The organism is Rivularia sp. UHCC 0363, assembly GCF_034931125.1.
In the GTDB taxonomy this organism is placed as follows: domain Bacteria; phylum Cyanobacteriota; class Cyanobacteriia; order Cyanobacteriales; family Nostocaceae; genus Rivularia.
Genome location: NZ_JAYGHM010000083.1, coordinates 1 through 12,148, shown reverse-complemented (window position 1 = coordinate 12,148; position 12,148 = coordinate 1). Strand labels below are relative to the sequence as shown.

The 12,148-nt window shown below is 38.1% G+C and carries 10 protein-coding genes and 1 CRISPR repeat array; of the genes, 7 read left to right on the top strand and 3 right to left on the bottom strand.

What is annotated here, in order from left to right:
- The first annotated feature begins 488 nt into the window (after positions 1-488).
- From VB797_RS30585 to VB797_RS30565, 5 genes are all read left to right on the top strand, one after another.
- On the top strand, positions 489-1,556 hold the full coding sequence (locus VB797_RS30585) for a glycosyltransferase family 4 protein (RefSeq protein ID WP_323241541.1): 1,068 nt from the start codon (positions 489-491) through the stop codon (positions 1,554-1,556).
- A 61-nt stretch (positions 1,557-1,617) separates the two neighbouring features.
- Positions 1,618-1,800, top strand: coding sequence for a hypothetical protein (locus tag VB797_RS30580; protein ID WP_323241540.1), 183 nt, complete (start codon positions 1,618-1,620; stop codon positions 1,798-1,800).
- Positions 1,801-1,972: 172 nt separating this feature from the next.
- A complete protein-coding gene (locus VB797_RS30575; RefSeq protein ID WP_323241539.1) occupies positions 1,973-3,166 on the top strand; it encodes a transposase in 1,194 nt (397 codons plus the stop codon).
- A gap of 149 nt (positions 3,167-3,315) precedes the next feature.
- A complete protein-coding gene (locus VB797_RS30570) occupies positions 3,316-4,344 on the top strand; it encodes a zinc-dependent alcohol dehydrogenase (protein WP_323241538.1) in 1,029 nt (342 codons plus the stop codon).
- A 93-nt stretch (positions 4,345-4,437) separates the two neighbouring features.
- Positions 4,438-5,031, top strand: a complete 594-nt coding sequence (locus VB797_RS30565) for a hypothetical protein (protein ID WP_323241537.1) — start codon at positions 4,438-4,440, stop codon at positions 5,029-5,031.
- An 85-nt stretch (positions 5,032-5,116) separates the two neighbouring features.
- Here VB797_RS30565 and VB797_RS30560 read toward each other — a convergent pair whose 3' ends face one another.
- The gene (locus tag VB797_RS30560; RefSeq protein WP_323241536.1) at positions 5,117-5,467 is read right to left on the bottom strand and encodes a Dethiobiotin synthetase; all 351 of its coding nucleotides are present in this window, start codon (positions 5,465-5,467) and stop codon (positions 5,117-5,119) included.
- Positions 5,468-5,580: 113 nt separating this feature from the next.
- Positions 5,581-6,300 (bottom strand): response regulator transcription factor, encoded by a 720-nt coding sequence (locus VB797_RS30555; protein WP_323241559.1) that lies wholly within the window; start codon positions 6,298-6,300, stop codon positions 5,581-5,583.
- Positions 6,301-7,399: 1,099 nt separating this feature from the next.
- Between VB797_RS30555 and VB797_RS30550 the strand changes: the two genes are divergently transcribed.
- Both VB797_RS30550 and VB797_RS30545 read left to right on the top strand, forming a co-directional pair.
- Positions 7,400-8,704 carry a hybrid sensor histidine kinase/response regulator gene (locus VB797_RS30550; RefSeq protein WP_323241535.1) on the top strand — a complete coding sequence of 435 codons (1,305 nt, stop codon included), beginning with the start codon at positions 7,400-7,402 and terminating at the stop codon, positions 8,702-8,704.
- 92 nt (positions 8,705-8,796) lie between these two features.
- Positions 8,797-9,906 carry a hybrid sensor histidine kinase/response regulator gene (locus VB797_RS30545; RefSeq protein WP_323241534.1) on the top strand — a complete coding sequence of 370 codons (1,110 nt, stop codon included), beginning with the start codon at positions 8,797-8,799 and terminating at the stop codon, positions 9,904-9,906.
- 365 nt (positions 9,907-10,271) lie between these two features.
- Here VB797_RS30545 and VB797_RS30540 read toward each other — a convergent pair whose 3' ends face one another.
- A complete protein-coding gene (locus VB797_RS30540) occupies positions 10,272-10,718 on the bottom strand; it encodes a response regulator (protein WP_323241533.1) in 447 nt (148 codons plus the stop codon).
- A 493-nt stretch (positions 10,719-11,211) separates the two neighbouring features.
- Positions 11,212-12,114: direct repeats of the CRISPR family, unit length 37 nt; unit sequence GTTTCAATCCCTAATAGGGATTATTTAGAATTGCAAT.
- Between the last annotated feature and the right edge of the window lie 34 nt (positions 12,115-12,148).

The window sequence follows — 12,148 nt, the reverse complement described above, 5'->3', positions numbered from 1 at the left end:
CAGCAACTCAGCCCTAAAGGGTCTGAGCTTCAGGCGTAATCCTGAAACTCTTAGTTGACCAGATTAAGGATTAAATTCCTACGTTTAAGGTAAGTGTTGAAGTTCATACCTTGGAATGCGTAGCTAGTTCCAAGCCCTATAACTAGGGGATTAAACAGGTGTACCTGAGTTAAGCCAGTGTTTCCTAGATATGCCGACCTTAAACATTATCGTTCGCGCAGCGTGTCCTCCTAGGACAAGCTAACATCACCCCACTCGGGAGGCTCCTGGCTGCGCCACGCTGCGCGAACGGAGCAAAACCTTTATGCGTACAGGGTTGTGAGATTTGAAGTAGTAATTGTCCTGCTTGAAAGTACACCACAAAAGTACACCAAATTAAGCAACCCCAAGGCGGTAATGGTGCAAATATTCAAGGTGACTAAAGTCATACGAGTCGTTTACCTCTCAGGTCTAAAGACTCTGAGTTTCCCACTTCCCGAAAATTTTTTATGAGAATTGCTCAAGTAGCCCCTTTAAGGGAACGAGTTCCGCCTCCTTCTTATGGAGGAATAGAGTTAGTAGTTGGTCACTTAGCCGATGAATTGGTTCGTAGGGGTCATGAAGTAACGCTGTTTGCTTCTGGTGACTCGCTAACTCTTGCAAAGTTGGAAGCTGTTTGCGATCGCGCTTTGCGTTTAGACCCTAACGTTTCAAACTATGATGCCTACGAACTGCTCGAAATCAGCCAGGTTTATCAGCGAGCGGCGGAATTCGATTTAATTCATTCCCATTTAGGAGTTTTACCTTTGGCAACAGCCGGATTGGTCACAACACCGACTGTCCATACTTTGCACAATAGCTTTACTCAAGATACTGCAAAGATCTACACCCATCACTATAAGCAACCTTACGTTAGCATCAGCAATGCCCAGCGGCAGATCGATCTGAACTACGTGGGAACTGTTTATAACGGTATTGATGAAAACAATTATCCATTCATCGCCGAACCTTCTAATCCACCTTATTTAGCATTTTTAGGCAGATTTTCCCCAGAAAAGGGACCCCATCATGCTATTGCGATCGCCAAGCAATCGGGTTGGTGTTTGAAAATGGCCGGAAAGATTGATGAAGTCGATCGCAAATTTTTTGAGCAGGAAATTGCTCCTCATATTGATGGTAAACAAATTCAATTTTTAGGTGAAGTCAGTCACAATGAAAAAGCTGAACTTCTGGGGAATGCTGCGATCACACTCTTCCCGATTACTTGGCAAGAACCTTTTGGTTTAGTCATGATTGAATCAATGGCTACAGGTACTCCCGTAATTGCGATTAATCTGGGTTCGGTGCCAGAAGTTGTTAACCACGGTGTGACTGGTTTTATCTGTCAAAGCTATGAAGAAATGGCGGCAATGATTCCTAAAGCTTTAGAACTCAGCCGTCATGGGTGTCGTAAGGATGTAGAAGATAAATTTACCGTTAGCAAAATGGTAGATGGATACGAAGCGGTTTATAGAAAAATCCTTGAAAATCACCTTCAAAAAAACGGTTTCATTCACTCTGCAAAAATTACATATTAATTCATCGATAACAATCTTTCTCAATCAACAATTTTAACTTCTTGATAAGGAGGACAGATTCATGAGTATTAGAACTAATAGTTGCCCCTGTTGCGGTAGCTCTCCCCTGCGTCACATCCGCAATGGTGAACTTTACTGGTTTTGTCAAAATTGCTGGCAAGAAGTTCCAATATTAAGTACAGTTCGCGTTGATTCCGAAGTTAGAACCCAGTCTGCTGTTCCTTCCCCAGTCGTGAAATCTTAGTCTCTAGTTAAACAAAACTATTTCAACGAAATCGCGGGATTCCCCATCCTCAACGGAGCGACGCAGGAGCGGAGTAGGGTGGGGAGGGATAGCGGTGAAGTTTGGGGGTTCGATGCCCCTAAACTTAACTTCTTATGTACTATAGTAGGACTAGTAGACTTGGTAGGTGAAAATGCCTCAAGTGCTGACAGTTTCTTGCAAATTGGAAGTACTGCCTCACCAGATTGAAAAGGTTGAGGCAGTACTTTTGGCTTTTGCGAACTGCTGTGAGTACGTTAATAGGAACACCCCAGAGAAACTGACTAACCACCGGGCTGTACAGTGTTTAGTTTACATGGCGGCAAAAGCAGATTCTGGTCTGCCGTCGCAGTTGACCATCCATGCCATTCGACGTGTCTGTGCCAACCGTAAAACAGCAAAACACAAAGGTTGTTTGGTTAAAAAGTTTGCTCCTACGAGTGCGACTTATGACAGTCGGAGCTTTTCTTTTAGAGAAGAGGACTCGACGGTTACTCTCTCGATGCTCAAGCGTCGGGAACGGTTTCGACTGCATATTGGCAACTATCAGCTCGGACTGCTCAAAGGGCAGAACCCTAAATCGGCAACTTTGGTAAAGCGCATTGACGGTACGTACTATCTCCAAATTCAGATCTCGTCGGAGCCACCACAAGTAGAAAGTGTTGACCAAGTTTTGGGCATAGATTTGGGACGTACAGATATTGCTGTTACAAGTAGTGGAGACAAATTTAGCGGTAAACAGCTAACTAAAGTTCGGGACAAATTTAGTCGAGTTAGGGCTTCGCTGCAAAGAAAAGCGTCCAAAGGCACAAGGTCTACTCGTCGTCGGGCGAGACAGGTCTTGCAACGGTTGAGTGGGCGTGAGCGAAAATTCCAGACCAACATTAATCACACCGTTTCTTATCGGGTTGTCCAACAAGCCAAAACAAGCAACCAGGCAATTGCCTTAGAAGACCTTACAGGTATTAGGGAGAGAACTAATCAGTTGCCACGCTCTAAGACCGAACGCAGACGTAGTAACAGTTGGGCATTCTTCCAACTGCGAATGTTCATCCTCTACAAGGGGGTAAAGTTTGGGGTCGCGGTACATCTGGTTGACCCTCGCTACACAAGTAAGAGTTGTCATCGCTGCAAGGTTTTAGGAGATAGGCAGGGCAAGAAGTTTAGCTGTCTGAATTTGGCTTGTGGTTGGGTTGGTGATGCCGATTTGAACGGAGCTAATAACATTTCTGATTTGGGGGCACTTATAAACTGCCCTGGAGGTTCGAGCGCGATGTTCTGCTCTTTGCAGGATGTTGTACTCAGGGCTGCTGAAAACCCCATCCTCGCCGTAGGCAGGGTGGGGTAGTTTATAAGTTCTCAACTCCACCTGGTAGAATCGGGTGGAGTTCTTGTTTGAAGTTGTGGAGATAGGGACAAAGGGATGGGGAGATGGGGGACAAGGGGACAACTACCAATTACTAATTACCAATTACCTATTACCAATTTTTAACTGATATGCTTGCTGCGTTGCTTTATGGTAAGGAAGATTTACGTCTGGAAACAGTTACTGACCCTATTCCTGTTGATGGTGAGATTGTTATTAAAGTAGATGCGGCTACTACTTGCGGAACGGATTTGAAGGTTTGGCGACGGGGTGGTCATGCGAAAATGCTTAAACCACCGACACTTTTCGGTCATGAAGCGGCTGGGGAAATTGTGGCTTTGGGCAAAGGTGTTACTGGTTGGAAAGTTGGCGATCGCGTTGTTCCTAATAACTCCGCGCCATGCATGAGTTGCTTTTTTTGTCAACGTCAAGAATATTCTTTGTGTCCCAATTTAACCTGGAATAACGGCACTTTCGCTGAATATCTGAAGATTCCGGCACCGATTGTAGAAGGCAATTTGTTACGAATTCCCGATGATTTACCCGTTGAATTGGCAGCGATGACCGAACCTTTAGCTTGTGTGTTGCATGGGGTAGCACGTTCTAACGTTAAGCCGGGGGATAGAATAGCGGTTCTTGGAGATGGAGCAATTGGGCTGATGTTTGTCGCTAAATTGGCTGAGGACTTATCGGCTCAAGTATTGTTGTTCGGTGGTAGCGAGCAAAGGTTGAAAATTGGAAAAAAGTTTGGTGCAGCAAAGATTTTTGATTATCGTCAAGTAGGCGATATTCCGGCAACAGTCAAAGAATTTACTGATAATTGGGGTGCTGATGTAGTAATAGAAGCGACCGGAGTTCCTGCTGTGTGGGAAACAGCGATCGCCTGTACTCGTCCCGGTGGTACAGTCAATTTATTCGGTGGATGTCCGCGAGATACGACAATTAGCGTTAGTACCGAACAGCTACACTACAGCGAACTGACTTTAAAAGGAGTTTTTCACAACACCCCCAAATATGTTCGAGAAGCACTATCATTAATTGCCAGTCGTAACATACCCTTCGAGTTACTTCTAGGTCAAAATCGGCATTTAAAAGATTTAGAGCAAGTATTTCAGGAAATGCGCGATCGCAAAGTAATTAAAGTCGCGATCCAAAGTTAAATGGGCATTGGTAATTGGTAATTGATAATTGTTCAACGTTAATTAATTGAAAAAAAGGGGAATTCTATATATAGAAACTTTCAAAACTGAAAAATGCTAAAAAAATCTCTATTGCAAATTTTAATTCTACCGTTAGCATTCTTAATATCTAACAATAGTGCGGCTACTGCTTTACCTGGACAACCTACAGAAGACGTGGAAACTTGGATTAAAGCACATCCGACATTGAGTCCTCGGAGTGGGGAACGCTTTTTAGTAACGAAAAGCGATACCGCAGCGCAAAGATTTAGTTTCCAAGCGATGGTGTCAGCACCTGGTAAAGTCACTTTTTCCAAAAACCGCAGCCAAATTCGTACCGAACGCATTTCTATGTATGATGCAATTAACGGTATGAGTTTGGATAGATTAAAAGAGTCTTTGCGGATAATTTACGGCTTGGATATTTATCAAGATTATAAAGGCGCTCAGGTTATTTACGAATATCCCAACCAAAGCGCAATTAATGCAGCACGTTTTGCAAAAACTCCCATTCGAGAAGGTTTGACGGGAGAACTACGTGTTGGCGATCGCTATGCTTATTGGGTAGAAGTCGCACAAGCTAAAAACGGTAAAGCTTATACTGGTCAAATGACGGTTTTTCTTAAATCCGATCTGGATAAGTTGGAAGAAGAAATACGAAATCGTTGATTTGCAGATCGAGTGATGATTTCATGATGGAGACTTCGCGATTGTGAAGTCTCTACTAGTTCGCGTTTGGAACAAAGACTTGTTTTTATTGATGTACGTTATACCATTCACCAGAAAGAATACTTTCGGTCGCATTCGCGATTCTGAACAAGTCCTCTTTTAGCAATGGAGGCCAATCTACACCAGCTTTCAGCCCTGCTGCAAATAATTGTTGAGATTTTACAGCTAATAAATATAGGGTGTAAGCAAATTCTTTTTCAATGGTAGTAGCATCTTTGAGAGCTTCAAACACTACTTTTAATGCCAGTAAAATTGAGGTAATTTGACCGGGTATAGGTGGTTTTCCCTGTCGCATCCGTATTAATAGCGCATCTGAGTTTTTTTCGCTTGCTATAGTTTGGTTTAAAAGAAATTGATGAGCGGTTTCGTAGTTCATTCCTAAGCGCGTATGGTAGATATTAAGAAGCTGCAAATCAACACTATAGCAAATGAAGAGTTAGGAATTAGGAGTTAGGAGTTAGAAGTTATATCAACTGCTCGCTACTCACTTTATGCTACTAATCCAGAACGTAATGCTCTGACAGCTGCTTGGGTACGATCATCAGCACAAAGTTTATTAAGAATGTTGCGGACGTGAGTTTTTACGGTGCCAACTGTGATATAAAGTTTTTCGGCAATCTCTCCGTTACTGTGTCCGGCTACAATTAATTCTAAGATTTCTAATTCTCTTTGAGTTAAAGGATAAGTTTCTAAAACTTGTTCGTATTCAGAAGCAAGCGCTCCAATTTTTACTGTTTTGGATTGTGCGGAGGATTTGTTCTCAGATGTTTCGTCTCTTATTTGATTTAATACTATATTGGCGATCGCTGGATCTATCCAAGAGTTACCGGAATATGTGGCGTAAATTGCTTCGGTGAGTTTATCAATACTTGTATCCTTCATATAGTAAGAATCTGCTCCAGCTGCAAAAGCGGCCAGTACGGTATCATTCGTATGGTTCATTGTCAGAACCAAAATTTTCGTAGAAGTATCTCCCCTGCTGCTTTGAAATTCTCTAAATTTACGGGTAAGCTCAATCCCATCAGTATCGGGTAAACCAATATCTATCAGCGCTACATCCGGCTTCATTGTCTCTAACATTTTCAGCCCTCTGGTAGCATTAGCTGCTTCTCCAATTATTCGCAAATCAGGATTTGTCTGTAATGCAGCTTTTATCCCCATTCTTGTTAAATCGTGGTCTTCAATTAAAACAATACTGATTTCACTCATCATTACACTCATACTATTTTTTTACGGCAGGCGATTTTCTTAGTAGTTGAAGATTTATTTGCTTAATATGCATTACTTAAGATAGATCTTTCTAACTGAAAATACATCCATCGATAGAAGCAACGGCAAAAAGGTTTATTAGTCTTTCGATATAGTTAATAATGTAACTTGTGATATATAGATATATTTAGCATTTAAATCTATTGCTTTTATCTGAAATTTTACTAATTTAATAATTAATTTATAATTCATTCTGTAAATTTTAATCTAAAATAGTTTAGATTTATTAAAAATTTAGCGAGCCGATCCTGTTTAAGTCAGGACTTACGCAAGCGGCACATTTTTCTTGTAGGGTGCTGTGACTTCGATTAATTTTCAACGTAGTAATAGGGTTTGTAGTGTCACGCACCAGCCGAGTATTATGACAGTTGCGTAAGTCCTATAAGTTATTAATTCATTTGAGGCAGGAAAACTTCTATTTAGTGTTAAGGATAAGCGTTTTGGTAACTCACTCTCAGGACTGACGACGAACAAAAATTTTTTTGTTTAAAATAAGCGTATATTCAGATTAAAGGTATAAACATTAACTGGAATCTATCTTTTGGGTAAGCAATCTATTTGATTTTTTAGTCAAATATTGTCTTAAAAAACGCTCTTTTACAGTTATTGGCACAAAAATTTAGACTTTATCGTCAAGCAGTAAGTGGAAAGATTAGTAATAGATTATACTGACATTAATTGTGAAACTGATCGGGTATAAAGATATTAAGGGATTCCTGCTATAAGTTTTTTTGAATGCAGTAAATGATTAGTTAACGAGGTAATGGGTGAGTAAACAAGTTACAGTCAATTTTTATTTTATTATTCATTTGAGCGAAAGACTACAAATAAGATTGTTTAATCAAGTTTATGCTATCAATATTGACGAAAATTAATTTAATCGAGGGCAGTGCTAATTATAAGTATTTATAAGAAATGCAATTTTGTCTGCAAATTAACTATAAAATTAGTGCGGAATTAATGTTTATTAAAAAATTATAAAATTTGATATTGGCGAATTAATATCTAATAGCTTAATTAGCTTAAGTCGAAAAAAACGATGGATGAAAAGCTGAAAATTTTAATTATCGGAGATGACGAAGCAGAACGGACGACCATATGTCGTGCTTTCACTGATGCTGGTGCAGGTAACTTAAAAGTAGTTGAAAGCAACAACGCTATCGATGCTTTAAAAAATGTTTCCTATGACTGTGTTTTCTTAGATAGTTGCTTGTCAGATATTGAAGGCTTAAGTTTATTAAGGGAATTACGTAGTTTAGAAATTTCGGTTCCTATCGTTGTTATAGTTGAAAACAGCTACCCACGAGTTACCGCAGAATTGATGGAAGCTGGAGCTACGGATTATATTCGCAAATCAATATTATCGGCAGAAATTTTAGATGTGGTGACACGTAACGCGATCGCAATCTACCAAGCTCAAACACAATTAGCTGTAGCAAATAAAATTATACAACAAAACAAGCAATTAATCATCAGTAAAAGCCAAAAAAATGAGCAACAAAAGCAACAAATAGACTTACAAAATCTTAAATTGATTGAAGCATTGCAGTTAAAGTCACAGTTTTTAGCAACTATATCTCATGAATTGCGGACTCCAATGAATGCCATTATTGGGTTTTCTCAATTATTGTTGCGTCCTAAATGCGGTGTGCTTTCGTGTCAGCAAAAGGATATGGTAGAACGTATTCTCAATAATGCTAAAAATTTATTGATGTTATTGAATGAGATTTTAGAGTTTTCTAAGTTACAAGCAGGAAAATTAGATTTAAAACCAGAAATACTCGACTTGTCAAAATTGGTCAATGCTACGGTTATGGAAATGGGTGGTTTAGCACGAGATAAACAGCTTTCCGTAGAAGTTGATATAAACTTGCAAAATAATATACTATATAACGATTCTAGAAGGCTAGAACAGATTTTAAAAAAATTGTTTTCAAATGCAATTAAATTTACCCCAATTGGAACCATTCGTGTAAAAATTGAAGAACTTGCCAACAATCGTATTTTATTAGAAGTTGAGGATACAGGGATTGGGATTGCTGCCGATAATATACAGCATATTTTTGAACCCTTTAGACAAATCGAGCAAGGTACCAATCGTAGATTTGGGGGTACAGGTTTAGGTTTACCTATAGTTAGTGCGTTGGTAAATATGATGGGAGGGAAAATTACTGTTGAAAGCGAATTAGGAAAAGGTTCGCGATTTTGTATAGAATTACCACGGCAGGTATCATCTGCTTTAGATAATGATATTATCGCAGCAAATTATGATTCTCAGTCTCAAGAACTGATTAATAAAAAAAGAGATTATATTGAACTACAATTTAAAAAACAACATAGATAGTTATTTGTTTATTCATTCATTCGTTCTTTTTTCTTTTGTACTATTTATTGGTTCTTTGTTTAATGTTTTTTCGGTAAATTATAAAAGTTATTATGCTACTTCAAGAGAATCAGATTGCAGACCGTATACTAGCGGTTGATGATATTCCTGATAATCTGTACTTAGTGCAAGCCCTTTTAGAAAGCGAAGGATACGAGGTTAAGTTAGTCGCAAATGGTGAGACAGCGTTAGAAGAAATTGAGAAATTGCCTCCAAGTCTGATACTTTTAGATGTAATGATGCCCGGAATAGACGGTTATGAAGTTACCCGTCGTATCCGTAATAATCCTGAGAATAATTATATTCCAATATTGTTAGTTACAGCCTTTGACGATGCTAGCGTTGTCGAAGGTTTAGATGCGGGTGCGGATGATTTTATTCGTAAACCCTTTGACACAGACGAATTACTTGCAAGAGTACGTAGTCTTTTGCGTCTCAAGCATAGTATTGATGCACAGAAAGAAATGGCTCGTCAGCGTGAAGACTTTGTATCGCGTTTAACTCATGATTTGCGAACCCCTTTGGTAGCTGCGGATCGAATGTTAAATATTTTTTTGCAGGAGACATTCTGTAAGATTTCTCCTGAGATGAAAAAGGCGATCGCAGCAATGGTTCGCAGCAATCATAATTTATTAGAAATGGTAAATACGCTCTTAGAAGTATCTCGTTTTGAAGCTGGTAAAAAGACTTTGAGTTTTGAAAGCTGTAATATACTTTCTATCGTTGAGGAAATAGTTCAAGAATTAAGTCCTTTAGCGCAAGAAAGAGAATTAAGCTTTGAATTTGTGAATGATTTACAGCAAGGTGAAGACGCTGGTACGATAAATGGCGATCGACTGGAATTAAGACGGGTTGTTAGTAATTTGATTGGAAATGCAATCAAGTTTACTGATGAAGGTGGAGTGAAAGTTCGTTTATCAGAATTGTTCTCTGATGCAGGAAAAGACTGGGTAAAATTAGAAGTTGAAGATACTGGGTATGGGATAGCAGCAGAAGACCAAAGCACCATATTTGAGCGTTTTCGTCAAGGTAAAAATAAACGTTCTGGGAGTGGTTTAGGGCTTCATTTATCCCAGATAATTGTAGGAACCCATAACGGAGAAATTAAGGTTAATTCTGAACTGGGGAAAGGAAGTTTATTTACAGTTTTGTTGCCTAAATAATTCGTGAAATATAAATGAGTAAGCTGATGTGCAGCTAAATTGTAGAATGCGCTACCGCACTACAATTCTAAATATTAATAACTATGATTTTTTTTACAAATGATTTAGGGTTGCTATAGTTTTAATAGTAATTAATTGCTAAAAATACAAAGTTTTTAAAAACCTTTCGGACTAAAATATTGTTAATTATAGGACTTAGCAAAAAGGCATATTTTTCTTGTAGGGGAGGCGGTTGAGGGGGCGTAGATAATATCCCCCTTTATTGCCGTTGCTAGTACACAGACTAATTATCAACCTAGTAATAAGACGGTGAGTGTACGGCACCATCCAAGTTTTGTGACACTTGCGGCCATTCCTGAATTATTTTAACTCGAAACATGGTTTGGGTAAAAATTGACTTGCTTACGAATATAAGGAATTATAATTTGTTCTAATTCTTCAATCATATAAGGTTTAAAAATACAGTCGTTAAATCCTGCTATAATCATATTTTCGCGATTTTCTTCGGTAGCTAAAGCTGTGACCGCGATTGCTGGGATATCGCAAGTTAAAGGTTCTTTTCTCAAAGAGCGTAAAATATCAATACCGCTTATTTTCGGTAAAACAACATCAAGAAGTATTAGATCGGGACAATATTCTTTCGCTAAAAGCACTGTTGTCTCACCGTCTTTTTGAGTAATAATTCTACAATCAAGTGATTCAAGAATATAGCTGATTAAAAGTAAATGGTCTTCATTATCTTCTACAACTAAAATTAAAGGTGGCTGAAAAACTTGATTTTTATTCATTGAAAGAGTATATGCCAGTTTCATGTATTCTCTAAAAAACAATGCACTTTAATCGTATTGGTAAAAAATAAACAAGTATTTAGCGATCTGTAGGCAATACAGAATAATAAATGTTCTAATATGAAATTTTAATAGCCTTCTTGATTATAAGCAAAATAAAAGTTAAAACAAAATAAATTAGTTATAAATGCTTAACACATACAAATTAGGTTTAATTTTGATTACTATTTGAGATCGGGAGTAGATAATAGAAAACTTATAAGTGTTTTGGAGTTAAAGCACAGTTTATACTATAAAAAAGCAATATTATTTTTATATATGAGAATAAACATAATAGCCTAAATTATTCATTTAGTCATCCCTTAGAGGACTTTCGCTATTAGACTACAGTTTGCGATCGTTGGTAGAGTAAGCATGAGAATATTATACTATGTTAGCAATAATACAGTTGTTGCTGAAAATCTGGTCTTATCGCAAAATTTTCTGATACAGGGCTTTGAAATTGTATTTACAGAAGGTTTCAGTCCCTAATAGGGATTATTTAGAATTGCAATTTGGTAGAATTCGTGGAATTTTATGAATTTGTAAGTTTCAATCCCTAATAGGGATTATTTAGAATTGCAATTGTTTTTGATTACGAACTAGAAGAAAAATTAATCGGTTTCAATCCTTAATAGGGATTATTTAGAATTGCAATGATAGACCCGAACGTTGTTAACAGCATTACCCTAGTTTCAATCCCTAATAGGGATTATTTAGAATTGCAATTGCATTGGTATTATTCAATGTTCCTTTATTTTTCAGTTTCAATCCCTAATAGGGATTATTTAGAATTGCAATTGAGTATAAGTTTACGCAGCGCTACCACCTCGGATTCGTTTCAATCCCTAATAGGGATTATTTAGAATTGCAATACAGCAACAAATTGACGACTTACTCGAACAGTTAAGTTTCAATCCCTAATAGGGATTATTTAGAATTGCAATCATCGGAGGATACTTTTTCGCCGATTTCATCTTTAGTTTCAATCCCTAATAGGGATTATTTAGAATTGCAATATAATGCCCCAGTATCAAGGCGTTTTGCTGGTTTAGTTTCAATCCCTAATAGGGATTATTTAGAATTGCAATTTTACGCTCAATTCGTCGCTAAGCCGTTAAATTCGCGTTTCAATCCCTAATAGGGATTATTCAGAATTGCAATCTTTATCTCAAATTGCATCGAAAGGTAAGTTATCGTTTCAATCCCTAATAGGGATTATTTAGAATTGCAATGCAACTTGACCCGCGAGCAGCAGCAGATCCAGCGCGGTTTCAATCCCTAATAGGGATTATTTAGAATTGCAATGCGGTGGAAATCCGCGCTATTCAAGACGATGGCAGCGTTTCAATCCCTAATAGGGATTATTTAGAATTGCAATTCGTCCAAAAGGGATATTTCACGCCTTTACAAGT

Excerpts from the sequence above, each read along its gene's own strand:
- VB797_RS30585 (WP_323241541.1), top strand. The coding sequence starts at position 489 with ATGAGAATTGCTCAAGTAGCCCCTTTAAGGGAACGAGTTCCGCCTCCT.
- VB797_RS30580 (WP_323241540.1), top strand. The coding sequence starts at position 1,618 with ATGAGTATTAGAACTAATAGTTGCCCCTGTTGCGGTAGCTCTCCCCTG.
- VB797_RS30575 (WP_323241539.1), top strand. The coding sequence starts at position 1,973 with ATGCCTCAAGTGCTGACAGTTTCTTGCAAATTGGAAGTACTGCCTCAC.
- VB797_RS30570 (WP_323241538.1), top strand. The coding sequence starts at position 3,316 with ATGCTTGCTGCGTTGCTTTATGGTAAGGAAGATTTACGTCTGGAAACA.
- VB797_RS30565 (WP_323241537.1), top strand. The coding sequence starts at position 4,438 with ATGCTAAAAAAATCTCTATTGCAAATTTTAATTCTACCGTTAGCATTC.
- VB797_RS30560 (WP_323241536.1), bottom strand. The coding sequence starts at position 5,467 with ATGAACTACGAAACCGCTCATCAATTTCTTTTAAACCAAACTATAGCA.
- VB797_RS30555 (WP_323241559.1), bottom strand. The coding sequence starts at position 6,300 with ATGAGTGAAATCAGTATTGTTTTAATTGAAGACCACGATTTAACAAGA.
- VB797_RS30550 (WP_323241535.1), top strand. The coding sequence starts at position 7,400 with ATGGATGAAAAGCTGAAAATTTTAATTATCGGAGATGACGAAGCAGAA.
- VB797_RS30545 (WP_323241534.1), top strand. The coding sequence starts at position 8,797 with ATGCTACTTCAAGAGAATCAGATTGCAGACCGTATACTAGCGGTTGAT.
- VB797_RS30540 (WP_323241533.1), bottom strand. The coding sequence starts at position 10,718 with ATGAAACTGGCATATACTCTTTCAATGAATAAAAATCAAGTTTTTCAG.